Genomic DNA, 24,098 nt, shown 5'->3' on the forward strand with positions numbered 1-24,098 from the left:
CGCAGTCATCGTCGCGGCGTCGACCGGGCATTCGAAACCGCGCGTAGACGAACGTTTCGACGTGCGATCTCTCGCCAACACGTAGGCCGAATGAACAACAGTCGACAATCGAATCCAGCGCCATTTCCGGGTTCATTCCGCACCACCCGCCGGCCTATTTCGAGTGCCGAACCGGCGCAACACAGGCCCGATCACCCCGCCCACGAGGCCGGTCGCGAAAATGACGACCAGCACGTACCGGAGCGCACCCACCGGGCTGCCGGGAGTCGCGTTCGACGCCTGCCGGGCCGGCGGCTGCGGCGACGGCGCCGTACCACCGGGCGACGGCGTGGCACCCACGGAGGGCACCGCACCGGGGGCCGGAACGGACGGGGCGGGCGGCGCCGCGGGCGGCGGCTCCGTGGCACCCGATCCGTCGGACGACGCCGAGGCTGACGGGGCCGGCAGGTCCACCTCCAGCAGGGCGGCGGCGGCCTTGGTGCGCTCCCGCAGGGCCTGCGGCAGCGGCACGTAGCCGTCCGGGAGCATGCCCCGGCCGACGCCCCGCCGCTGGCCCTGACCGGCGGCGTGCCGCAGCAGCTTGGCGTAGTCGCGGCGGGCGTCCGCCGGGTCGGTGCGGTCCGCCACCGCGTAGGTGAGCAGCGACAGCGGGTACGCACCCGCCGTCGCCCAGGCCTTCGCCGGGTCGATCACGGAAACCCCGGCCACCTGGCTCGGCGCGGCGGTGCCGGCCGCGGCGCTGATCGCCCCGTCCGTCGCGCCCCGGCAGTCGCTGGCCGTCCACGCCCCGTCCGTGCCCTTCGCCGCCTTGCAGAGCTGGGCGGTGAACAGGCCGTACCGGGCGGCCGAGGCGGAGTCGGTGACCGCCATGGTGAACCGGAAGCCCGGCTGCTCCCGGGGCAGCCGGTCGAACCGGGGCGGAGTCACATTGATGTTCAGCGACTGCCCGAACGCCCCGGTGTCGCCGCGCAGGGTCTGCGCCGCGCCCCGCCCGAAACCGCCGGTGTACGGTCGCAGCTCCTGCGAGCAGAGCTGGTAGGTCTCGCCCGCGAACGTCTCCTCGTAGCAGGAGCGGTCCGCCTTGGGGAAGTAGTCCGGGGTCTCGCCGGTGAACAGCGGCTTGAAGGCGGGGTTCACCACCATCTCTTTGCCGGACGCCTCGTCCTTGTCGGGCGTACCGCCGAGCCACTCCTTCGCCGCCGGGTCGGCGAGGACCCACTGCCAGAGCGCGCGGGCCGCGACCGAGCTGCCGTTGGGTGCCATCAGGCCGTTCAAGGTCACCCCGGCCCGCCGGTCCCAGTCCTTGAACAGCGGGTTGAGGCCCAGGAACTCCGGGTCCTGCTTGATGCTGTCGTAGTTCTTCGCCAAGGCCTGGCCGCCACCGCCGGGCACGTCCCGGCGGTAGGACTGGGTGAGCAGCTTCGCCACCAGCCGGGGGGTGAGCTTCAGCTCGCTCAGGGCGGTGCCACGTAGCTCGGCCACCTCCTGGGGCAGCGGCACGTTCTCCAGGTTGACGTCGATGTTAAGCGCGATGACCAGGCCGCTCAGGGTGACCGGGGCGTGCACCACCGGTGGGTCGTCGGCGGTCGTGGCCACCGGGTCCGAGCTGTAGATCAGCCCGGGTGCGTTCGGCGAGGTCGAGAGGAGTTGCCGGGCGGCCTCGTCGTCGCCGATCGGTGAGTAGCTGACCGACGGGCCGCTCGCCGCCGCGCAGAGCGCGGGACGCCAGGCGGCGGCCGCCTCGGCGGCGAGTTCGGTGCCGGCGGTCAGCCGTTCCTGCTGGTCGCTCGCGCAGTAACCGGTGACCGGTTCGAACTCCAGCGGCACCACCATCCGGTACTGCCAGTTCGGCACGATCAGCGGGGAACCCTGCGGCGAGTCGGTGGCCGACACGTCCTCCCCCGTGTACGGGTGGTGGTGACCGCGCGGCACGATCACCAGCCAGCACGGCCGGGACGGGCGCGTCGCGCCGGTGGCGTCGGTGTAGGGGTCGCCACAGCCCAGGTCGGGAGCCAGGGCGGAGTTCTGCACCTCGAACGAGATCCGGCCGGTGCCGTTCGCCGCGGTCAGCGCGTACGGGTACTCGTTGGTCACCGACTTGTTGAAGTAGCCGGACAGCACCTCGTCCGGGTACGCCTCCCGCTCGGCGCCGGTCTGCGGGTCGGCGATCACCGGGAACGGCTGCGCCTGGCTGCCGTCCGGCGTACGCGGACGCTCGCAGGAGGTGGCTCCCACCGGGCAGGAGACCGGCCGGAAGGGCACCATCCGGGCGTCCTCCGGCAGCGTCTCCCGGGGATCCTTTGGCGGGTAGCCCGGCGCGTCGAGGTGCAGCTCGCGGGAGTTGGCGTTGGCCGCGGCGGCGGCCGTCACCTCGAACGGCATCACGGGCGTGTCCAGCTTGGTGCCGAACTGGCAGGTCTCCCGGAACTTCAACCCGTCCGGGTCGTCGGGCGCGTGCGGGTCGCCGTAGCACTGCATGACCTGGAGGAAGTCCACCCCGAGTGGACGGTTGCGCGGGGTCGGGGTTCCGCCGGTCCAGGTCACCACGACGGCCTGGTTGACCAGGTCCTTCGTCTGGTCGACCGTCACGGACAGCCCGGTGAAGTCCTCGTATCCACCGTCCACCTTGACGCCGGGCACGGTCATCGCGGTGGAGCCGGTGTCGTCGGCGCGGGCCGGGGCGGCGGCCGGCGGCACCGGGGCGAACGCCCCGACGGCCAGCAGCAGGGCCGCCCCGGCCAGCCAGCGGCGCGGGTTCACCGGTCGCCCCGGTGGTCGTCGCGGCGGCCCTGCAGCACCTGGGAGACCAGCGGCGGCCCGACGATCAGGGCGATCAGCAGCACCGCCGCGAGCAGCATGAGGGTGTGCCGCAGCCGCCAGCCGTCTGTGCCGTCCAGCGCCACGGGCACCGCCGCCACCTGTTCGCCGGCCGCCACACCCGCGGTGCCGCCCACCACCTCGCCGGTGTCCGGGTCGATTTGGGGAGCGGCGCCGGGCACCGGAATACCACTGGTCGGGCCGGCGGTCGCCGCGGTGCCACCGGGGGTGCCGGCGCCGGTGGTGGTGCCGCCGCCCGCGGCGGTGTTCCCGCCGCCGGCGGTGTTCCCGGCCCCGCCGCACCTGGCCGCCGCCAGCACGGGTGTCTCCTGGCGCGCGCCGGCCGTGCCGGTGCCGGTCTGGGTCGGCCCCCGCTTGTCGCAGGGCGACGGCTGCGGGGCGTTCTTCGCCAGCGCGTTGCCGCCGTCCGCCGAGACGGTCGGGTTGTTGCAGCTGCGCAGCTTCTGGTCGATGTTGATCGTTTCGTGGCTGGGGATCTTCTGGACCTGCTCCATACCGGCCTGCACGAGGTTGATCGGCAGGGGTGAGTAGCCCAGCACCTCGGCCTGCCGCTGCCCCTCGCAGAGGAAGTAGTAGGCGAACTTGCTGAGGGTGTACCCGGCGTCGGCGGTCAGGTTGTACTCGAGCCTGGTCGGAATGATCATGTACGAGTACGAGGAGAGGGGGTAGGCGCGCGGGTCGCTGGACCGGTAGACGTCGTCCAGGATCTGGGTCAGGTAGTCGTCGGACTTCTGGTCCTTGTTGATCCGCGCCCGGGTCAGTGCCACCGCCACGTTGCTGGCCGTCGGCTCGACGTAGTAGCCGCCGGCGTTGAGCACCTTCACCACCGGGAACTTCGCGTTGATCGCGTACGAGTATTCGACGTAGGTGATCGCGCCCTCGGCGTTCTCCTGCCGGACGTAGCCCGACACCCCGTCGGAGCCGGTCGCGCCGACGAAGCCGGACCCGGACTGGCGCGGGTAGACCGAAGTGATGCCACACGGCGTCGGCTTGTTCCACTTGCGGCAGTAGTTGTCCCAGATGGCCTGGTGCTGCTTGCTCATCCAGAGGGTGAACTGCGCGGTGGTGCCGGAGCCGTCCTGTCGCACCACCGGGATGATCGAGCGCGCCGGCAGGGCCAGCCCGGGATTGTCCGCCTTGATCGCCGGGTCGTTCCACTTCCGGATCACGCCGGTGAAGATCTTGGCGATCACCTCGCCGGAGAGCCGCAGGTTGGTGACCCGCCGGCCGCCGATCTTGAGGTTGTACATGAACGCCGTGCCACCGGCCACGATCGGCATGTACGCCGACTGCCGGGAGCCCTTGCTGTCGGTGCCGCTGAAGATGTCCTTCATCCCGTACGGGATCTCCGAGACGCCGAAGTGGGCCTTGCCCTCCCGGAACTGCACCCGGCCCTGCGTCGAGCCGGCAGCCTCGTACTCCACCTGGATGTTGCTGGCCTGCACGTTGCGCGCCCAGGCGGTGATCGCGTTGGCGCTCCAGGTCGAGCCGATCCCGACGATCGGCACCAGCCGCGGCGCGGCGGACGCCGGCGGCGCGGCGGTCAGCAACACGGCCGCGGCGGCCGCGGCGGCGACCACCCGGGCCAGGCGGGAGGTCGTCCGGGGTCGACGGCGGATCCACTGCTTGAACATGTCGCTACCTCTGGTTCGGGTGATCGGGCGGGGAGCCGGCGGCGGCTCGCCGGGCGAAGCGCATGGCGTCCCGGCGCGAGGCCAGCGCCCGGCGGCGGCGCTGGGCCCGGCTCAGCTGACCGGGGGCCCGCCCGCCGAGCAGCCGGGCCAGCACGAACAGCAGCAGCACCAGCGCCATCAGCACGGCCGCCGCACCGAAGCCGCGGGCCACCATCGTGGCGTCCGGCCGGCGGATCGAGTCGAAGACGAACAGCGGCAGGGAGACCTGGTTGGCCTGGAACGGGTTCGCGTTGGTGAACTGGGTGAAGCCCGCGGTCAGCAGCACCGGGGAGGTCTCGCCGATGCCCCGGGCGGTGCCCAGGATGATCGCCGTCATCGCCCCGGAGCGGGCGGTCGGCAGCACCACGTGCCAGATGGTCCGCCACTGCGACGCGCCCAGCGCCAGGCTCGCCTCGCGCAGGGTGCCGGGCACCAGACGCAGCACCACGTCCGCCGCGCGGATGATGATCGGCAGCATCATCACGCTCAGCGCGAGCGCGGCGGCGAACCCGGACTTCTGCCGCCCGAGCGCGAGGATCACCGTGGCGTAGATGAACAGGCCGGCCACGATGGACGGCAGCGCCGTCATCGCCTCCACGACGATCCGGACGAACCGGCTGAACGCGCCGGGCAGCTCGCTGAGGAAGACCGCGCAGAGCAGGCCGAGCGGGATGGTGATCGCCAATGCGATGCCGATCTGCTCCAGCGTGCCGATGATGGCGTGCCGGATGCCCCCGACGCCCAACGGGTCGAGCGGCCCCGCCGACCGCATGTCCTGCGTGTAGAAGTTCGCCCAGGCCAGCGGCTCCCGCCCGCGGAAGAGGGTGAACCCGATCACCACCACCAGCGCCACCAGCATGGTGACGGCCAGGCTGTGCACCAGCACTCCGGCGAACCGGTCCCGGACCACCGGTCCGGCCTCGTCCAGCCGGACCAGCACCAGGTAGCACGCCAGGAAGAGGAGGTACGCCACGACCAGGAAACCGAGCGCGCCGTCGAAGGGGGTCAGCGCGGTGAAGAGCAGCGCGGTCAGGCACACCGCGGCCACCGCCGCGCCGAGCACAGCGAAGACGTCGGTACGGCGTACCGTGCTGGTCGTGCGGCGCCGCTCCGCGCCCGGGTGGTCCGGGCGTACCGGGATGGTGGTGGCCGGCCTGGGTGGCGCGGTGGGCGGCTCCGGCGACGGCGGCGCGGCCAGGTCCCCGGCGTAGGCGGTGGGTCTCGGCGTCACCTGCGGCTCCTCAGGCGTCACTGGCCGCGCCGGACCGGCTGCGGTTGATGATCAGGCCGGCGCCGAAGTTGACCAGCAGCGTCATCGCGAACAGCACCAGGCCGGCGGCCATCAGACCGGCGATGCCGATCGGGTTGGACTCGGCGTAGCGCAGCGCGATGAGCGATGAGATCGAGCCGCCGCCGACCTGCAGGATGTGCGGCTGGATGACGAACACGAACGAGATGACGAGATAGACCCCGATCGTCTCGCCGAGCGCCCGGCCGAGGCCGAGCATGGTGCCGCCGATCATCCCGCCCCGGCCGAACGGGAGCACCACCGAGCGGATCATCCCCCAGCGGGTCGCGCCCAGGGCGTACGCGCCCTCCCGCTCGCCGACCGGGGCCTGGGAGAAGACCTCCCGCATCACCGAGGAGATGATCGGCGTGACCATCATCGCGACGATGATCCCGGCGATGAAGGTCGAGCTGGTCAGGGAACTGTTGCTGCCCAACGGGTCGCTCGGGTCGAAGCCGTCCACCCGGAACAGCGGGAACCAGCCGAGGTAGGTGGCGAGCCAGCGGGGCAGGCCCTCACCGTGCTCGCCCTGCACGAGCAGGTGCGGCTGGAGCAGGTAGAGACCCCAGATGCCGTACACCACGCTGGGCACCGCGGCCATCAGGTCGACCAGGTTGACCAGCACCGGGGCGATCCGCCGGGGCGCGTACTCGGCGATGTAGAGGGCGGCGCCGGTGGCCAGCGGCACCGCGATGACGACCGCCACCGCGGCGATCAGCAGGGTGCCGATGAGCACCCCCGCGACGCCGAAGTCGCCGCCCGCCGGGTCCCATTCCTGCGCGGTGAGGAAGCGCCAGCCCATGGTGCGCAGGGCGGGCACCGCCCGCAGGGTGAGGAAGATCCCGACCAGCAGCATCACCGCGAGCACGATGATCCCGCCGACCCGGATCACGCCACGGAAGGCCAGGTCGGAAGGGGTCCGGCGCTGGCGTACGCGGCGCGGGGCCGCGGGCCGCGCGGCGGTCTCCGCCGGGTCGGGCGGCGAAACGACGACGGTCATCGGCTCGCATCCCGCCTTCGTGGCTCGATTCCCGATGCCGGCCGGTACGCTAGGCGCGTCGGTGGGACCAGCGGCGCCGCGAGCGTCCCGCCGGACGACGGCGTGGTGGGCTCGGAGGCGGCTCGCCGGCCGCGCCGGACGGCACGGGTGCCGGGGACCACCTCCGCGTGCGGCAGCGCCTCGAGGAACCGGTCCAGGTTGTAGCGGCACTCGCGGGCGCGCAGGTACGAGCGGCTGGACAGGGCGACTGCCACCTCGTCGAGCTCGATCCGCCAGGTCCACTGGCCGCTGGCCGGCACCGTGCCCTCGACCGGCACGATCCGGTCCATGCTGGCCTGCAGCGCCAGTACCGACTCCCGGCACGCGGCGTAGGCCGCGTGGTAGACCGCGCCCCGCCCCAGCGGGCGGTTGTTCGGTGAGACGAGCATCCACAGGACGCCGTCGTTCGGCTGTCCCTGCGGCGCCCCGGGCATCGGCGCGGCGAGGAACACGAACCGTGAACGCTGCACCTCGATCCCCTTCCCTTTCGGCGCGCCTACGCGCGCTGGTTGCCGCTTCCCCAGGACTCCCGGACTGACGGGATCAGCGTCGGCAGCATCGGTGACTCGGTACGCAGCCATCCGCTCACGCCAGACGTGCAGCATGTGAACAGCGAGTACCGAGGCATCCACCGTTCGGATACACCCAGCCGCCACGGGGCTGATCCGACATCGGTTCGTACCGATTCGTCACCCGGATCCGGTGGGAACGGCGATGGCCGCCGGCTCGGTCATCACCGGTCGGGAACGGCGATGGCCGACCGCGTCCGGCTGGACGCGGCCGGCCATCGCACCGGTCGGGTCGGTTCAGCGGCGGGTGCCGCCCGGCTTCCCGCGACGCGTGGTGAGCCAGGCCGTACCGACCAGGGCCAGCGCCCCGAGCAGGGCGAGGATCCACCAGATGTTGGCCACCGAGGCGCCGCCGACACCGCCGTTGCCGGTCAGCCGCCGGGCCACGCCGGTCTCCGGCCCGGCGCTGCCGGGGGTCGGGGCACCGGCAGCCGGCGCGGCGGCCGGCGGAGGGCCCACCGGTGGGGCGCCGGCCGCCCCGGTCGACCCGGGCACCACCAGCGGAGCTCCGGCAGCGCGAGGCGTCGCCGGGGGCGCGCCGGCCGGGCGACCGGCGCGCCACTGCCGCCCGGAGACGGTGATCGGGGTGATGAACCGCTCCGGGTGTACGCCCTGGGTCTCGCTGACGCACTCGACGACGACCCACCACTCCCCGTCGACCGGCGCACCGCCCAACGCGGTGGCGAAGGACCGGTTCGGCGTCGCGGTCACGGGCTGCCGGTCGTACCCGCCGGCGGTCAGCGGCCGGGCCAGGTTGCTGTACGGCCCGCCGGGCGGCCCCACCCGCAGCTGGGCGTTACGGCCGAACCCGGCCGGGCAGGGTGCCGACGTGGTGGCGCTGGCGAAGACCGGGGCGGCGTCGACACTCCCGCTGGTCGCCGAGATTTGCACCCCGCCGAGCGGGGCGGCCCGGGCCGGCGTGGGAAGGACGAGGCCGGCCGCCAGAGTGCTCGCGGCCGCGGCGAGGACAGACAGTTTTCGAAGCACACCGCCGGTCTAGGCCCACAGTGGAACCGCCCGCAAACCGGGAGTCACGCGCCGGACAGCCAGCAGGTGAACAGGCGACGGCGGCAACTGCGCCGGCCCGCGCGGGCCGGCGCCGAGGTCAGGCCCAGACCTGCTGCGGCTCGGCCCGGCGCTCGGCCAGCGACGGGGCCGGATCGTACTCGCGGACGGTCTCGTAGCGGGTGTTCCGCTCGACCGGGCGGAAGCCGGCGTCCCAGATCAGGTGCAGCAGGTCGTCCCGGTGCATGGTGTTCGGCGTGCCGTACGCGTCGGCGTCGTGGGTGATCTTGTATTCCACGACCGAGCCGTCCAGGTCGTCCACCCCGAAGTTCAGCGAGAGCTGGGCTACCGAGAGACCGTGCATCACCCAGAAGCACTTCACGTGCGGGACGTTGTCGAAGAGCAGCCGGGAGACGGCGAAGGTCTTCAGCGACTCGGCCGGGGACGCCATCGTGGTGCGGGCCTGGATCCGGTTACGGATCTTGCCGTCCGCGGAGTCGACGAAGTCGTGCTGGTAGCGCAGCGGGATGAAGACCTGGAAGCCGCCCGTCTCGTCCTGCAGCTCACGCAGCCGCAGCACGTGGTCGACCCGGTGCCGGGGCTCCTCGATGTGGCCGTAGAGCATGGTCGACGGCGTCTTCATGCCCTTCGAGTGGGCCAGCCGGTGGATCCGCGACCAGTCCTCCCAGTGGCAGGCATGGTCGACGATGTGCTGCCGGACCTCCCAGTCGAAGATCTCCGCGCCACCGCCGGTCAGCGACTCCAGGCCGGCGTCCATCAGCTCGTCCAGGATCTCGTCCGCGCTCAGGCCGCTGATCTTCTCGAACCACTGCACCTCGGTGGCGGTGAACGCCTTGAGGTTGACGTTGGGCAGTGCGGCCTTCAGCTCCCGCAGCACCTTCGGGTAGTAGCGCCAGGGCAGGCTCGGGTGCAGCCCGTTGACGATGTGCAGCTCGGTGAGCTGCTCGTCCTCCATCTCCTTGGCCTTGCGGACCGCCTCGTCGATTCGCATCGTGTAGGCGTCCTTCTCACCCGGCTTGCGCTGGAAGGAGCAGTACGCGCACGAGGCGGAGCAGACGTTGGTGAGGTTGAGGTGCCGGTTGACGTTGAACATCACCCGGTCGCCGTTCAGCTCGGTGCGCTTGTGGTGGGCCAGTCGCCCGAGCCAGACGAGGTCGTCGGACGCGTAGAGAGCGACGCCATCCTCGCGGCTCAGCCGCTCCCCCGCGTAGACCTTCGCTTCGAGCTCGCGCTTGAGTCCGGCGTCCATCCGAAAGCCACGTCCCTTCCACCCGCTGTCCCGGTCGAGCGTACGTCGGCCCTCCGACGAACCGCCGACGCGGTCAACCGCAGCGACCAAGTTCACCGGCCGCCCGTTCGGCTGTCACCCTCCGCACATCGACATAGCTGCGCCGGTGAGGTAAGACAGGATGGGGCGGAACACACACTGGCACCGTCCCGGTTCACCGCGCCCACCTCGCGCGGAAGACGCCACACCGGACGGGGAGCGGAATGGGCTACAGCAAGCAGGGTCGACGGCAACGACGCAGGAGCCCGGTGATCTCTCCGGTGCTGCGGCCGAAGCTCTGGTCCGCTCTGCTCGGCGTGGTGGCGGCCGCGGCGCTCGCCACCCCGGTCTGGGCCGATCCGCTTCCCGACACCATTCCCAACGCCGGCTCCCGGCCGGAGGTCACGGGCACCTTCCAGCTGCCCGCCTCGGTGCCCGGCATGCCCGGCGTCACGCCCTCGGGCGGGCTCGGCGTCACCCCCGGCGTCACCAACCCGGCCGACGGCCCGCTGATCGCCCAGATCAATCAGGCCGACACGCGGGTCGCCCAACTCGGCGAGGACCTGATCCGGCTGAAGGGCGACCGCGATGCGGCGCAGGCCCAGCTCGCCACCGCCACCGCCACGCTCAGGGAAGCCGAGGACGCGCTCGCGCAGGCCCGGCGGAAGGCCGAGACGGCCGCCGCCGACGCGGTCAAGGCCGCGGCCGCGCTCCCGCCCGGCGACTTCGGCACCGACCTGCGCGACCTGAACGCCCTGCAGCGCATCATCCGCGGCGACAAGGCCGAGGGCGCCACCGGCGCCGTGGACGGCGAGGTCGCCCGGGCCACCGGCGCCGAGAAGATCGCCCGGGAGGCGTACACGGCCGCGCAGCAGCGCGCCACCGACACCGCCGCGGCGTACACCAAGGTCGAAGCGGACCTGCGCCAGCAGGAAGCCGCGCTGCTCAAGCTGCGGAAGGACAACGCCGCGCTGCTGCTCGAGGCGGCCCGGCGCGAGGACGCCGCCGAGCAGCAGATCGGCAGCTCGTACGTCAGCAACCAGAGCGTCAGCGGGATGGTCGCCCACCCGACGGCGCTGGCCGCCGTGCGGTACGCCCTCGCCCAGCTCGGCGACCCGTACCTTTGGGCGGCGGAAGGACCAGACCGCTTCGACTGCTCCGGGCTGATGCTCGCCTCGTACCAGTCAGCCGGCTACCGTGGCCTGCCGCGGGTCTCCCGCGACCAGTACTACGCCACCCGCTCCCGCACCGTCGACCCGAACGCGCTTCTCCCGGGTGACCTGCTCTTCTTCGCCTCCGGGAGCAGTTGGACCACCATCCACCACGTCGCCATGTACATCGGCAACGGCAAGATGGTCGAGGCGCCGCGCACCGGGGACGTCGTCAAGATCTCGGTGGTCCGCTGGAGCCGGCTCTACGCCGCCACCCGGGTGGTCGGCGCGGTCCCCGCCCCGGCCACCCCCGCGCCAGCCCCGACCCAGCCGACCGCTCCAGCGACGCCGAAGCCCACCCAGACGGCCACCCCGAAGCCCACCCAGACCGCCACCCCGAAGCCGACCAAGCCGCCGACGCCGCAGCCCACCTCGCCCAGCCCCAGCCCCAGCCCGTCGACCTCGCCAAGCACCTCGCCGTCGCCCAGTCCGTCCGACTCGCCGTCCCCCTCGGCGACGAGCGGTTCGCCGACCACCGCGCCGGACGACGCGACCAGCAGCGCGCCGGCCTCGACGACGAGCGCCGCCGATCCGTCCAACAGCGCGGCCGAGAGCAAGTCGGCCAGCCCGAGCACCGGGAGCTGACCCAACCGTCCACTCCGGCTGTGCGGCCGGGCCGGAATGTGGCACGGTGAGAATCAGGCACTTCCGGCCGGCGCCACGGCCCGGGGGCGAGCGTGGGCGCGGAGGGGCGAGCATGGGCGAGCACGAGATTCCGGCGGAGACGGTCCACCCCGGATCCGAGCCCGGCCGCACCGACCGGCCGGCCGGGACGGAGACCGGCCGGGACGGCGCCGCGCACGCCGCGGTCGTGGTGGCCCGGGCCCGGGTGGGTGTCCCCGCCCGGGCGGCGGTCCCGGACCGCCCGTCCGACCAGGACGGCGCGGCGGCCGGCGGTCCCGGACCGGCGCCGACGAGCGCCCCGCCCGCGCCACGGGTCTCCGGTTCCGCACGGGTGCCCGTCCCCGAGGGGAAGTCGCCGGCACCGGTGCCGGCCATGCCGCGTGCCGAGGCGGAACAGGCCCGGGCCAGCGCCGCCGTACCGGGGCTGAACCGGGCCTCGCCGGGCGAGGTCGCCGACGCGGTGGTGGCGAAGGCCGGGGTGGCCAAGGTCTACCGCGGAAGTCCGGTCAACCCGGAGCCGCCCGAGCCGGCACAGCCACCGGAGCCGGCTCAACCACCGACGCCGCCCACGCCGGAACCCGAGCCGGCGCCGACCCCCGTACCGGGCCCGACCCCACCGTCGCCGGCGCCGCCCATACCGGAACCGGAGCCGCCGTTCCGCCCGACGCCGCCGGTGCCCAACCCGCCGCCCGGGCCCACCCCGCCGGGACCGGTCCCGCCGATGCCGACGCCGCCGGCGCCGCCGCCGGCCCCGCCGGTGCCCGCGCCCCCGCCGCCGCCCGGCCCCATGCCGGCCCCGCCGTTCCCGCCACCGCCCGCGACTGCCGGTGTCCTCGGGTCGCCGTCCGCGCCGACCGCCCGGGCGAGCGCGTCGGTCTCGGCGCCGCCCGCGTCGGCCGCCGCCCCGCCGCTGGTGCCGGCACCCGCGCTGCCGACCTGGCCGCCCTCGACCACCCCGACCGGGCCGGCCGATCGCGGCGGCGCCCCGGCGTACCCGGCGAGCCGGCCGCCCTACCAGGGCGGTCCCGACCTGGCCGGCACGGTGTACGGCGGCACCGACGGGCCCGGCTTCACCACGGTGTCGTTCCCGCAGGGCAGCCCGCTGGAGAACTCCGGCTCGCTGACCGGGCACATCCTGGCTCAGGGTTGGGCCGAGGACGCCCCGGCGACCCGGTCCAGCAACACCAGGGTGGTGATCGTGCTGGCCGCCTCGCTCGCCCTGCTGATCGCGATCAGCCTGCTGGTGGTGTTCCTGGCCAACGACGCGCTGAGCGGGTTGGCCGACGCTGCGGTGAGCAAATGACGGGGTGAGCCCGCCCACTACCGCCTCGCGGCACCGCGCCGTACCCATTGTCCCGCCGTACACTTGTGGAGATCACTGACCCGGCGCGCCGTTGCGCGCCCATGGGCGATCTTGCGGGCGATTCGGCGGCGTGCAGCGCTGCGGCAGGCCATCGCGAAGATGCGCCCCGCTCGAAAGGCATTTCTTGACCACCTTCGCCGCCCCTGGCACGTCCCCGTCCGCCGACTTCACCCCGATGCCGGAGCTTCCGGCCACCGAGACCCCCGGCTTCGCCGCCCTGGGCCTGCCCCGGCAACTGGTCGACGCGCTGGCCCGCCAGGGCATCACCACCCCGTTCGAGATCCAGCGGGCCACCCTGCCGGACGCCCTCGCCGGCCGGGACGTGCTGGGCCGGGGCCAGACCGGTTCCGGCAAGACCCTCGCCTTCGGCCTGCCGGTGATCGCCCGGCTCGCCGAGCGCAACCGGGCCCGGCCGCTGCACCCGCGCGCACTGGTCCTAGTGCCCACCCGCGAGCTGGCCATGCAGGTCAACGACGCGCTGGTGCCGCTCGGCAAGTCCGTCGGCATCTTCCTCAAGACCGCTGTCGGCGGCGTCCCGTACGACCGCCAGATCGACGCGCTGCGCCGGGGCGTGGAGATCATCGTGGCCACCCCGGGGCGGCTCGGCGACCTCATCGAGCGCGGGATCTGCCGCCTCGACGACGTCGAGATCACCGTGCTCGACGAGGCCGACCAGATGGCCGACATGGGCTTCCTGCCCGAGGTCACCGAGCTGCTCGCGAAGACCCCGGCGGGCGCCCAGCGGCTGCTCTTCTCGGCGACCCTGGACAACGACGTGGACACGCTGGTCAAGCGGTTCATGACCGACCCGGTCACCCACTCGACCGCGCCGCCCACCGCTGCGGTGTCCACCATGGATCACCACCTGCTGCTGATCCCGCCGCACGACAAGTTCGCCGTGGCGGCCTCCATCGCGGCCCGGGACGGCCGCACCATGCTCTTCGCGCGTACGCAGCTCGGTGTGGACCGGCTGGTCGAACAGCTCGCCGCGGTGGGCGTACGCGCTGGCGGCCTGCACGGCGGCAAGACCCAGCGGATGCGTACCCGGACCCTGGCCGAGTTCCGTGAGGGCCGGATGAGCGTGCTGGTCGCCACCGATGTGGCGGCCCGGGGCATCCACGTCGACGGGGTGTCGCTGGTGCTGCACGTGGACCCGCCGAAGGACCCGAAGGACTACCTGCACCGGGCGGGGCGTACCGCCCGGGCCGGCGAGTCGGGTGCGGTGGCGACCCTGGTGCTGCCGAAGCAGCGCCGGACCACGCTGGCCATGCTGGAGAAGGCGGGCGTCGAGCCGGCCCAGACCCGGGTCCGCGCTGGCGACCCGGCGCTGGCCGAGCTGACCGGTGCCCGCGAGCCGAGCGGGGTGCCGGTCCGCGACGAGCCCGAGCCGCGCCGGCACGGCGACCGCCCGTCCGGCCCACGCCGGTTCGGCGACCGCCGCGAGCGCGGCTCCGCGGAGCGCCGCGAGCGGAGCTACCCGGACCGGGGCGAGCGCAGCTTCGCCGACCGCGGCGAGCGCGGCTACCCGGACCGGAGCGAGCGCCGCGAGCGCGGCTTCGCCGACCGGGGCGAGCGCAGCTTCGCCGACCGCGGCGAGCGCAGCTTCACGAACCGGGGCGAGCGCCGCGAGCGCAGCTTCGCAGACCGGGGCGAGCGCAGCTTCGCCGACCGCGGCGAGCGCGGCTACCCGGACCGGGGCGAGCGCCGCGAGCGCAGCTACCCGGACCGCGGCGAGCGCAGCTTCACCAACCGGGGCGAGCGCGGCTACCCGGACCGGAGCGAGCGCAGCTTCGCGGACCGGGGCGAGCGGCGCGAGCGGGGCTCCGTGGACGGGCGCGGCGAGCAACGGTACGGCGACCGCGGTGACCAGCGCTCCGGCCGACCCTCGTGGGAGCGGCGCGAGCCCGCCGCGGACCGACGCTTCGGCGACCGGGACCGGGACACGTTCGACCGCGACGGCCGGGGCGAGCGGCGTTTCGGCGACCGCGACGGCCGGGGCGACTACCGGCCGACCGACCGTCGGGTCGGGTTCCGGCCAGAGGGCCGGGGCCGCGACGACCGGTCGCGCGACGACCGGCGCGGCTTCGGCGGGCGGCCGCCGGCCCGCACCCACTGACCGGGCGAGAATCGCCGGCCCGACGGGTCCCGCCCGCCGGCACCACCAGCCTGATGGACGCCGCCGTCGAGCGACTGCTCGGCGGCGGCGTCGCCGCATCCCGCGACGGCGTCGGTCGGGTGGCGTAACGTCCGGTTCATGCCCACGATGCCGAAGTCGTTCTTCTGGTCCAGGACCGACACCGCCGGTTCGGAGCACGCCGTTCTCGACGACCGCCAGGGCCTCACCGCGCAGGGCGTGATGCTGGCCGTGGACCCGATCCCGTACACCTGCCGGTACCGGCTCACGGCCGGCGCGGACTGGTCGACGACCCGGCTGGAGGTCGAGGCCGACGGCGCCGGCTGGGCGCGGAGCGTACGCCTGGAACGCGACGGGGACCGGTGGCGGGTGCGCACCGGCGAGGATGGCGACCTGGACGCGGTGCTGGCCGCGGCCGGGCATCCGCCCGCCGGGCTGCCCGGCACCGACGAGCCGGACCGGCTGGCCGCGGCGCTCGACGTCGACCTGGGCGGTGCCGCGCTGTTCAACACCCTTCCGATCCGCCGGCTAGGGCTGAGCCGGGCTCCGGCGGAGCAGGCCCGGCGGATCGCCGTCGCCTGGGTGCTGGTGCCGGGCCTGGCCGTGATCCCCGCCGAGCAGATCTACACCTCGCTCGGGCCGGCCCGGATCCGCTTCGCCAGCGACAGCTACACCGCCGATCTGGACCTCGACCCGAACGGCTTCGTGGTGCGCTACCCGGGGCTGGCCGAGCGGGTCTTCCCCGCCTGAGCTGCCCCGCGGTCCGTCAGGCCGGCCAAGCGCCGGTGGCGAGGAAGCGGTCGATGGTCGCGTGGTGCGCGGCCAGGTCGAGGCCCTGCCCGGCGACCCATTCGTCGGCGTAGTACGTGTCCGCGTACCGGTCGCCGGCGTCGCAGATCAGGGTCACCACCGACCCGCTCCGTCCGGCGGCGACCATCTCCGCGATCAGCCCGAACGCGCCCCACAGGTTGGTGCCGGTGGAGCCGCCCACCCGGCGGCCGAGCACCGCCGAACCGGCCCGCATGGCGGCCAGCGACGCGGCGTCCGGCACCTGGACCATCCGGTCCACCACCGAGGGCACGAACGACGCCTCGACGGTGGGCCGCCCGATCCCCTCGATCCGGGAGCCCCGGCCGGTCCGCACCGACCAGTCGGCGGCCTGCCAGGCGGGGTAGAACGCGGAGTTCTCCGGGTCGACCACGCAGAGCTTGGTGGGCAGCCGGCGGTAGCGGGCGTACCGGCCGATGGTGGCGCTGGTGCCGCCGGTCCCGGCGCCCACCACGATCCACGCCGGTACGGGGTGCCGCTCCAGCGCGAGCTGCGCATAGATCGACTCGGCGATGTTGTTGTTGCCCCGCCAGTCGGTGGCCCGCTCGGCGTACGTGAACTGGTCCATGAAGTGCCCGCCGGTGTCCTCGGCCAGCCAGCGGGCCTCGATCACCACCTTGGCCGGATCCGGGACCAGGTGGCAGCGCCCGCCCTGGAACTCGATCTGGGCGATCTTCTCCGGCGAGGTGCTGGCGGGCATCACCGCGATGAACGGCAGCCCCAGCATCCGCGCGAAGTACGCCTCGGAGACCGCGGTCGAGCCGGACGACGCCTCGATGATCGTGGTCGCCGGCCCGATCCAGCCGTTGCACAGCCCGTAGAGGAAGAGCGAGCGGGCCAGCCGGTGCTTGAGCGAGCCGGTGGGGTGCACCGACTCGTCCTTGAGGTAGAGGTCGATGCCCCACTCGCGGGGCAGCGGGAAGGGGAGCAGGTGGGTGTCGGCGGAGCGGTTGGCGTCCGCCTCGACCGTGGCGATCGCCTCGGTCACCCAGGCTCGGCTGGCCTCGTCACACCGGTCGAGATGAGTCACGCCGGCAACGTTACAAGCGAGGTCAGCTCGCGCCCGGGGGGACCCGGCGTGCCTGCCGGCGCTGGCCGGCCCGACCGGCGGCCCGGATCACCGGGGTGAGGGCCAGGGCGAGCCGGGGGAAGGCGTCGAGGAGCCGGACCTGGGCACCGCGCCAGCGCGGCAGGCTGACCACCGGGCGCGGGCGACGGGCCAGCCGTGCCGCCCGCGCGGCCACGCGCTCCGGCGTGAGCAGCGATCCGGTGAAGGAGGCCAGGGCCCCGGGGTCGTCGAGCTTGTCGTGCAGCATCGGCGTCCAGATCCCGTCCGGGCAGAGGCACGACACGTGTACGTCCCGGATGCCGGCCATCCGCAGGTCGGCCAGGGTGCCCAGGCTGAACGCGAGCAGGGCGTGCTTGCTGGCCGCGTAGACGGTCTCGCCGGGGGCGGCGATCAGCCCGGCCAGGGAGACGACGTTGAGCACGTGCCCGTGGCCCTGTCGGCGCATGACCGCCAGAGCGGCGAGCGTCCCGGTCATCGCGCCGAGCGCGTTCACCTCGACCAGCCGCCGGCGGGTCGCCGCGTCGTGTGTCCAGGCGGCTCCGGTGGCCAGCAGGCCGGCGTTGTTCACCCAGAGCCCGAGCCCGCCGGCCGCCCCTGCCGCCGTGGCGGCGACCTCGGCGCAGGCGGCCTCGTCCCGGACGTCGAGCCGTCGGGACCAGCCGCCGAGCGGCGCCGCGGCGGCGGCCACCGCTTCGGCGGACACATCGGTGAGCAGGACCCGCCATCCGTCGGCGTGCAACGCGGCGGCGATGGCCCGGCCGAGCCCGCCGGCCGCCCCGGTCACCACGGCCGCACCCCGCGCCGAGATCGTCATCGGCGCACCGTATCCCCGTGGCCAGGTCAGGACCAGGGGTTTCAGGGCACCAGCCGGCCGGCGCGCGCCGGTCAGGAGGCGGGCGGCTCGATCGGCTGGGGCCGGTTCTCCCACTTGGTCGACAGGGCGATCCCGGTACGGGTGGAGGCCACCCCGGGCGTCCGGTTCAGCCGGACGATGAGCTGCTCCAGCTCGGCGATGGTGCCCACCCGGGCCTTGAGCAGGAAGGACTCGACCCCGGCCATGAAGTAGCAGGACTCGATCTCGGGCATCTGCCGGAACGCCTCCAGCACGTCGTCGGTGTCGGCGTTGGAGTCCTCGACGATGCCGATCAGCGCGGTGACCCGGAGCCCGATCGCCTCCGGCTCGACCTCGGCCCGGTACGCCCGGATGACCCCGCTCGACTCGAGCTTGCCGACCCGCTCGTGCACCGCCGGGGCGGAGAGCCCGACCTGGCGGGCCAGCTCGGCGTACGACAAACGGGCGTTGCCGCGCAGCAGCTCCACGAGGCTCAGGTCGATCGCGTCCACGGAGTGTCACCCTATCCGTTCGGGCGTAACGCCCGACGGTCGGCAACAGTTGAACATGACGTCATGTAACGGTTCACAAACCAGCAGTCAGGGCAGTTCTCGGCCGGTACCATTTACTAACTTCTCACTTCCGTGCGTTTTTCGCGTTTGGGCGTACAGGCCAGGTCGCTGGTGCTGTAATTGCCATACGTCCCTCATGACGGCTCTGGGCTCGCACCGGCCGGGGGCAGTGTGTTCAGCCGGGGGCTTCGTCGATGCGAGGAGGGGGCTGTGGACACTGGAGATCGCCTGCTGACACCGGGTGAGGTCGCCGCGCTGTTTCGGGTTGACCCGAAGACCGTGACGAGATGGGCAGCGGCCGGCCGGATAGGCAGCATCCGGACTCCAGGCGGGCATCGCCGGTTTCGGGAATCGGAGGTACGGGCTCTGCTCGAGGGGGAGGGCATGCTGGACGAGGCGGAGGACATGGGCAAGTCCCGCAACATGGGCCCGACCGCCTCGACCGGCCCCGGACCGGCGAACGCCGGCATGTACTGAGTCGGTAACGATCGGCACGCGGGCCGGCCGTCAGGCCCGGTCCGCGTCCCGCCGGGCCGCGGCCAGCTCACCCGACCAACGACGAAAGAGCGTGTGCGGTACGCCGAGCGCATCCAGTACCTTGCCGGCCACGAAGTCGACCAACTGCTGGGCGGAGGCCGCCGCGCCGGCACCGTAGAAGCCGGGGCTGGCCGGCAGCACGACCGCACCGGCGTCGTGCAGGGCGATGAGGTGCTCCAGGTGGCTGCGGGTCACCGGAGTCTCCCGCGGCACCACCACCACCGGCCGCCGTTCCTTGAGGTTCACCTCGGCGGCGCGCTGCAACAGGTCCTTGGAGAGGCCGATCGCGATACCCGCGCAGGCCGCGGTGCTCGCCGGGACCACCGCCATCCCGCGTACCCGGTAGGAGCCGCTGCTCGGGCCGGCCGCCAGGTCGCCGGCGGGCCAGTGCCGCAGGTCCGCGTCCGCGAGGTCGCGGCCCAGCCAGGCGGCCAGGTCGTCGGCCCAGTGCGCGTCCCGGAAGGCGCGGCCGGTCTCGTCCAGGATGGTCAGCCGGGCGGCCCGGGAGACGATCAGGTCCACGGCCTCGCCGGCGTCGAGTAGGCCCCGGACGACCGCGGCCGCGTACGGCGTGCCGGAGGCCCCGGAGACGCCGACCACCCATGGTTCGCGCATACCGTCAAGCGTGCCTGGTCGGCCGGGCGGCCGGGCGGGGACCCCCCACGGCACGCCTGGGCCGTCCTGCTTGTCCCACGACAAGCGCCGTTGTCCGACCGGGGCGGCGGGCGCCCCGTCGGCCTGCCATGCTTCCGACGATCATTCATGTCCATGAAGGGATCGGTGATGACGGAGGCGGTACTCCGCTCGCTGCGGTCCGACTGCCCGATCCGGCCCCGGCTCTCGCCGTACGCGGACGGGGTGCAGGAGTGGCTGGGCGACCAACTCGACCGGCTCGGCCTACTCCGGGACGCCGCCGCCCGGGAGCGGCTGGCCCGGGCCGGTTTCGCCCGGTACGCCGGCCGGCTCTACCCGGACGCCGCTGAGCCCGACCTGCGCGCGCTGGCCGCCCTGTTCGCCTGGTTCTTCCTGGTCGACGATCTCTGCGACGGGCCGGGGCGGCCGGACCCGGCGGGCATCCGGGCACTGCGGGATGGGACGTTGGCCCTGCTCCGGGAGGGCCCCCGGGCCCGCCACCCCGGCTTCTCCGGCCCCCTGCGCCGGCTGCTCGTACAGGCGTGGCGGGAGCCCCGGCGGCGGATGCCGGCCCGCTGGCGGCTGCGCTTCTCCGACGCCGTCGCCGACCATCTCGACGGTGCCTGGCGGGAGGCCGCCGCCAAGGCCGCCGGCCGCCCGCCCGGGATCGAGGAGTACGTGGCGCTGCGCCGGGCCACCTCAGCCGCGTACGTGTCGTACCCGCTGATCGAGTTCGCGACCGGCCGGCCGCTGCCCGACCCGGTCTACCACCATCCGGCGCTGCGCCGCCTCGCCGAGCTCGCCAACGACCTGCTCTCCTGGTTCAACGACCTGGCCTCGCTGGACCGCGACCGGGCCACCGCCGGCGGCCACAACCTGGTGCTGGCGCTGGCCGCCGAGCGGGGCGTGCCGGCGGCGGACGCGGTGGCGCTGGTCGCCGACCGCTGGCGGACCGAGATGGCCCGCTTCATGACGCTGCGCGCCGCCGTACCGTCGTTCGGCCCGGCGCTGGACGGGTCGGTCGCCGTCCACCTCGACGGCTTCTCGAACGCGGTCCGCGGCACCGTCGACTGGACCCTGGAGAGCGCCCGCTACCCGGCCGGCTCCACCCGCCGGCCCGGGCTCACGGGCACCGCCGCCCGCTGACCTTCGACTCAGGCCCGCAGGCCGAGGCGGACCACCAGGTCGAGCAGGGCGAACACGAACAGCGCGATGCCGACGAATCCGTTGGCGGTGAAGAACGCCCGGTTGACCTTGCTCAGGTCGGTCGGGCTGACCACCAGGTGCTGGTAGCCGAAGGCGAGCGCGGTGAACGCCAGCCCGATCCACCAGAGCCAGCCGAAGCCGACCAGCGCGCCGAACCAGATGAACAGCGCGAAGGTCACCACGTGCGCGACGGTGGAGGCGTGCAGCGCGAAGCGCAGCCCGTAACGCGCCGGGACGCTGTGCACGCCGATGGTCCGGTCCACGTCCGCGTCCTGGCAGGCGTAGATCAGGTCGAAGCCGCCGATCCACAGGCCGACGGCCGCGCCGAGCAGCCAGGCCGGTCCCGAGCCGGCGAGGGTGCCGGTGACCGCCAGCCAGGCGCCGACCGGCCCGACCGCCTGGGCGACCGCCAGGATGGCGTGCGGCCAGTTGGTGAACCGCTTGCCGTACGGATAGACGACCAGCGGGATCACGGCGAGCGGCGCGAGCGCCAGGCAGAGCGGGTTGAGCAGGGCGGCGGCGGCGAGGAAGACCACCACCGCGACGGCCGCGCCGGTCCAGGCGGTCCGCAGGCTCACCGCCCCGGTGACCAGTTCCCGGTTGGCGGTACGCGGATTCCGCGCGTCGATCCGCCGGTCGAGGATCCGGTTGGCGGCCATGGCGAACGTCCGCGCCCCGACCATCGCCACGGTGATCAGCAGCAGGTCGACCCAGCGGACCCGGCCGCCGTGGACCTGCATCGCGGTCAGCGCGGACAGGTACGCGAACGGCAGCGCGAAGACCGAGTGCTCGATCGTGACCAGCTTGAGGAACGACTTGACCTTGCCCGGGCGTGCCACCGGGGCCTCGGCGACGGCGGCCATCAGATCCCGTACTCCTTCCAGCGCTTGTCGACCAGCGAGATCACCTCGGGCGACATGGTCATCTCCTCCGGCCAGCCCCGGGTGTAGCCCTCGGCGGGCAGCTTGCGGGTCGCGTCGATGCCTGCCTTGCCGCCCCAGAACTGCTGGTACGACGCGTGGTCGAGGTGATCCACCGGCCCCTCGGTGATCAGCAGGTCGCGGGCGTAGTCGACGTTGCCGAAGGCCCGGAAGGCGACCTCGTTGTAGTCGTGCACGTCGCAGTCCTCGTCGACGATCACGATCAGCTTGGTCAGCGACATCAGGTGCGCGCCCCAGATCGCGTTCATCACCTTCTGCGCGTGCTTCGGGTAGCGCTTGCGGATCGACACGATCGCGCAGTTGTGGAAGACCCCGGCGGCCGGCAGGTCGTAGTCGACGATGTCCGGGATCAGCAGCTTGAGCAGCGGCTGGAAGATCCGCTCGGTGGCCTTGCCCAGGCCGTGGTCCTCCTGCGGCGGCTTCGAGGTGACGATCGAGTGGTAGACCGGGTCGCGCTGCATGGTCATCGTCTCGACGTGCAGCACCGGGAACGGCTCGACCGGGGTGTAGAAGCCGGTGTGGTCGCCGAACGGCCCCTCGGGCAGCCGCTCGCCGGGCTCCAGGTAGCCCTCCAGCACCACCTGGGCGTGCGCCGGCACCTGCAGCGGCACGGTCAGGCAGTCGACCATCTCCACCCGCTCACCGCGCAGGAAGCCGGCGAACAGGTATTCGTCGATGTCGCTGGGGAGCGGCGCGGTGGCCGCGTACGAGACGACCGGGTCGCAGCCGATCGCGATGGCGACCGGGAGCCGCTGGCCGAGCCGCTCGGCGACGGCGTGGTGCGCGGTGGAATCCTTGTGGATCTGCCAGTGCATGCCCAGGGTGTTCCGGCTGTGCTGCTGGAGCCGGTAGAGGCCGAGGTTGCGCTTGCCGGTCTCCGGGTGCTTGGTGTGGGTCAGCCCGAAGTTGTGGAAGATTCCGCCGTCCCCCGGCCAGACCTGCAGGCCCGGCAGCCGGTTCAGGTCGACGTCGTCGCCCCGGTAGACCACCTGCTGGCAGGGCGCGGTCTTCACCTTGCGCGGCGGGACCGACTTGAGCTGCATGACCTTGCCGAGGCCCTCGCGGATGCCGGACCAGCCGACTGGCAGCTCGGGCTTGATCAGCCCGCCGATCCGCTCGCCGATCTCGTCCAACGAGTCGACGCCGAGCGCCATCGCCATCCGCTTCTCGGTGCCGAACAGGTTGATCGCCACCGGCATCTCACCCCGGGTCGGCCGCTCGAAGAGCAGCGCCGGGCCGTCGGCCCGCACGGCCCGGGTGACTACCTCGCTGATCTCCAGGGTCGGGTCGACCGGGACGCTCACCCGCCGCAGCTCGCCCGCGCGCTCCAGTGCCGCGAGGAAGTCCTTCAGATCGGTGTACGGGAAGCCACGAGCCGCCATGACCGCCAGTGTCCCCCACCGGCCACCCGCCCGGCCCCGCCGGGGTCCCCGGATGGCACGGCTGGCCGCCGGCCACCCTGATCAACCTCCTCCGCGCCGTGAGTGGGCACCGTGCACACCCTGAGGAGGAATTTGAGCATCGTGCACGGTGGCTCCGGCGGGACGCCGCGTCATAGCGTGCTCCCTGCCTGCAGGAAGGATCGTTTTGTCATACCCTCAGCCACCCCAGCCGTTCCCGGGGCCGCCGCCCCAACCGGGCTATCCCGCGGTGCCACCCCCGCAACCACACGCAGGAGCGTCCCCGCACGGGACGCCACCCGGGCTCCTCCCGGTGCCGCCGGTCAAGCGGAAGGGCACGAAGCGCAAGGTCTTCGGCATCCTGTTCGCGGCGCTCAGCATCTTTCCCATGCTGATCGGCGGTGTCGTCGTCCTGCAGGCATACAAGAACCACCAGATCCAGGTCTCGAACGACGCCTTCACCCCGGTGGCGTGGCACAACCTGAAGACCGACGAGATCTTCCCCGACCACCTCGGCTGGCCCCGCGGCGACGAGGAGACCCGCGCGTGGTCGCGGCAGGGGATCGCCAAGGAGGCGTCCTGCGAGGAGGCGCTCCGAAAGGCTTTCGCGGAGGCCCTGAAGGCAAAGGGCTGCAAGGCCGTACTGCGCGCTACCTACGTGCACATCGGCGGAGACGCCGTGGCGACGATCGCGGTCATCGTGGTCGACTCCTATGCCGAAGCCAAGCCCGTCGTCGAGGAGTTCTACTGGGCCAAGGACCCCGGGCCGCTGGTCGTTCCGGTCGCGGTTGCAGGTACGCCCGCCGCCGAGTGGGTCAAGGCGCGGGCCTTCGCCGGCGGCGCGACCGGGGTCGGGCTCGACATGCCCTACGTGGCGGCGATCTCGGTCGGCCCGGCTGACGGCACTCGGAAAATTGGTGCCCTGCCAGGGGAGTGGAAGCTGGACAGCGAAGAAGACACACGGAGCTACCCGGACATGTCCAACATTCTGCTGAGAGGGTACGCCCAGGTGCTGGACTACGCGATCACGGGACGGGGTCAATGATCA

20 protein-coding genes are annotated in these 24,098 nt (G+C 73.2%); 7 read left to right on the forward strand and 13 right to left on the reverse strand.

Annotated elements, in window-relative coordinates; genetic code table 11:
• Nucleotides 1–132 precede the first annotated feature (132 nt).
• The 7 genes from A6A27_RS09265 to mqnE form a co-directional block, all read right to left on the reverse strand.
• Nucleotides 133–2,760, reverse strand: coding sequence for a hypothetical protein (locus A6A27_RS09265; protein ID WP_073834140.1), 2,628 nt, complete (start codon nucleotides 2,758–2,760; stop codon nucleotides 133–135).
• Complete coding sequence (gene pstS, locus A6A27_RS09270; protein ID WP_073834141.1) at nucleotides 2,757–4,472, reverse strand: phosphate ABC transporter substrate-binding protein PstS; 1,716 nt, start codon at nucleotides 4,470–4,472, stop codon at nucleotides 2,757–2,759. Before pstS ends, A6A27_RS09265 begins: the two co-directional genes overlap by 4 nt.
• A gap of 4 nt (nucleotides 4,473–4,476) precedes the next feature.
• Nucleotides 4,477–5,742 carry a phosphate ABC transporter permease PstA gene (pstA, locus tag A6A27_RS09275; RefSeq protein WP_241825182.1) on the reverse strand — a complete coding sequence of 422 codons (1,266 nt, stop codon included), beginning with the start codon at nucleotides 5,740–5,742 and terminating at the stop codon, nucleotides 4,477–4,479.
• 10 nt (nucleotides 5,743–5,752) lie between these two features.
• Entirely contained in the window at nucleotides 5,753–6,799 is a 1,047-nt protein-coding gene (gene pstC, locus A6A27_RS09280) for a phosphate ABC transporter permease subunit PstC (protein ID WP_073834142.1), read from the reverse strand.
• On the reverse strand, nucleotides 6,796–7,308 hold the full coding sequence (locus A6A27_RS09285; RefSeq protein ID WP_143193953.1) for a hypothetical protein: 513 nt from the start codon (nucleotides 7,306–7,308) through the stop codon (nucleotides 6,796–6,798). The genes pstC and A6A27_RS09285 overlap by 4 nt, the downstream gene beginning before the upstream one ends.
• Nucleotides 7,309–7,644: 336 nt before the next feature.
• Complete coding sequence (locus A6A27_RS09290) at nucleotides 7,645–8,394, reverse strand: hypothetical protein (protein ID WP_073834144.1); 750 nt, start codon at nucleotides 8,392–8,394, stop codon at nucleotides 7,645–7,647.
• Nucleotides 8,395–8,512: 118 nt separating this feature from the next.
• Nucleotides 8,513–9,682, reverse strand: a complete 1,170-nt coding sequence (mqnE, locus tag A6A27_RS09295) for an aminofutalosine synthase MqnE (protein ID WP_073834145.1) — start codon at nucleotides 9,680–9,682, stop codon at nucleotides 8,513–8,515.
• Nucleotides 9,683–9,924: 242 nt separating this feature from the next.
• Here mqnE and A6A27_RS09300 point away from each other — a divergent pair, with 242 nt between their 5' ends.
• The 4 genes from A6A27_RS09300 to A6A27_RS09315 all read left to right on the forward strand — a co-directional run bounded on the left by A6A27_RS09300 (nucleotide 9,925) and on the right by A6A27_RS09315 (nucleotide 15,782).
• Entirely contained in the window at nucleotides 9,925–11,496 is a 1,572-nt protein-coding gene (locus A6A27_RS09300; RefSeq protein ID WP_073834146.1) for a C40 family peptidase, read from the forward strand.
• A 112-nt stretch (nucleotides 11,497–11,608) separates the two neighbouring features.
• On the forward strand, nucleotides 11,609–12,838 hold the full coding sequence (locus A6A27_RS45805; protein WP_241825184.1) for a hypothetical protein: 1,230 nt from the start codon (nucleotides 11,609–11,611) through the stop codon (nucleotides 12,836–12,838).
• 184 nt (nucleotides 12,839–13,022) lie between these two features.
• A complete protein-coding gene (locus tag A6A27_RS09310) occupies nucleotides 13,023–15,014 on the forward strand; it encodes a DEAD/DEAH box helicase (protein WP_073834147.1) in 1,992 nt (663 codons plus the stop codon).
• Nucleotides 15,015–15,161: 147 nt separating this feature from the next.
• Nucleotides 15,162–15,782, forward strand: a complete 621-nt coding sequence (locus A6A27_RS09315) for a putative glycolipid-binding domain-containing protein (protein ID WP_073834225.1) — start codon at nucleotides 15,162–15,164, stop codon at nucleotides 15,780–15,782.
• A gap of 16 nt (nucleotides 15,783–15,798) precedes the next feature.
• On the opposite strand, the gene A6A27_RS09320 is transcribed toward A6A27_RS09315, so the two are convergent.
• The 3 genes from A6A27_RS09320 to A6A27_RS09330 all read right to left on the reverse strand — a co-directional run bounded on the left by A6A27_RS09320 (nucleotide 15,799) and on the right by A6A27_RS09330 (nucleotide 18,273).
• Nucleotides 15,799–16,890, reverse strand: a complete 1,092-nt coding sequence (locus A6A27_RS09320) for a PLP-dependent cysteine synthase family protein (protein ID WP_073834148.1) — start codon at nucleotides 16,888–16,890, stop codon at nucleotides 15,799–15,801.
• A gap of 22 nt (nucleotides 16,891–16,912) precedes the next feature.
• The gene (locus A6A27_RS09325; RefSeq protein ID WP_073834149.1) at nucleotides 16,913–17,743 is read right to left on the reverse strand and encodes an SDR family NAD(P)-dependent oxidoreductase; all 831 of its coding nucleotides are present in this window, start codon (nucleotides 17,741–17,743) and stop codon (nucleotides 16,913–16,915) included.
• A gap of 71 nt (nucleotides 17,744–17,814) precedes the next feature.
• Nucleotides 17,815–18,273: an Lrp/AsnC family transcriptional regulator gene (locus A6A27_RS09330; RefSeq protein ID WP_073834150.1), complete on the reverse strand. Its 459-nt coding sequence runs from the start codon at nucleotides 18,271–18,273 to the stop codon at nucleotides 17,815–17,817.
• Between the two features lie 270 nt (nucleotides 18,274–18,543).
• Here A6A27_RS09330 and A6A27_RS09335 point away from each other — a divergent pair, with 270 nt between their 5' ends.
• On the forward strand, nucleotides 18,544–18,810 hold the full coding sequence (locus A6A27_RS09335) for a BldC family transcriptional regulator (protein WP_073834151.1): 267 nt from the start codon (nucleotides 18,544–18,546) through the stop codon (nucleotides 18,808–18,810).
• Nucleotides 18,811–18,840: 30 nt separating this feature from the next.
• Here the strand turns inward: A6A27_RS09335 and A6A27_RS09340 are convergent, their stop codons facing one another.
• A complete protein-coding gene (locus tag A6A27_RS09340; protein WP_073834152.1) occupies nucleotides 18,841–19,485 on the reverse strand; it encodes a UbiX family flavin prenyltransferase in 645 nt (214 codons plus the stop codon).
• Nucleotides 19,486–19,653: 168 nt separating this feature from the next.
• On the opposite strand from A6A27_RS09340, the gene A6A27_RS09345 reads away from it, so the two are divergent.
• Nucleotides 19,654–20,649, forward strand: a complete 996-nt coding sequence (locus A6A27_RS09345; RefSeq protein ID WP_073834226.1) for a terpene synthase family protein — start codon at nucleotides 19,654–19,656, stop codon at nucleotides 20,647–20,649.
• Between the two features lie 8 nt (nucleotides 20,650–20,657).
• Here A6A27_RS09345 and mqnP read toward each other — a convergent pair whose 3' ends face one another.
• Nucleotides 20,658–21,572, reverse strand: coding sequence for a menaquinone biosynthesis prenyltransferase MqnP (mqnP, locus tag A6A27_RS09350; RefSeq protein ID WP_073834153.1), 915 nt, complete (start codon nucleotides 21,570–21,572; stop codon nucleotides 20,658–20,660).
• Nucleotides 21,572–23,032 (reverse strand): menaquinone biosynthesis decarboxylase, encoded by a 1,461-nt coding sequence (locus A6A27_RS09355; RefSeq protein ID WP_073834154.1) that lies wholly within the window; start codon nucleotides 23,030–23,032, stop codon nucleotides 21,572–21,574. Before A6A27_RS09355 ends, mqnP begins: the two co-directional genes overlap by 1 nt.
• Nucleotides 23,033–23,363: 331 nt before the next feature.
• Between A6A27_RS09355 and A6A27_RS09360 the strand changes: the two genes are divergently transcribed.
• Complete coding sequence (locus A6A27_RS09360; RefSeq protein ID WP_073834155.1) at nucleotides 23,364–24,095, forward strand: hypothetical protein; 732 nt, start codon at nucleotides 23,364–23,366, stop codon at nucleotides 24,093–24,095.
• Nucleotides 24,096–24,098 lie beyond the last annotated feature (3 nt).

The sequence above is a fragment of the Micromonospora sp. CB01531 genome, from assembly GCF_001905095.1.
GTDB lineage: Bacteria > Actinomycetota > Actinomycetes > Mycobacteriales > Micromonosporaceae > Micromonospora.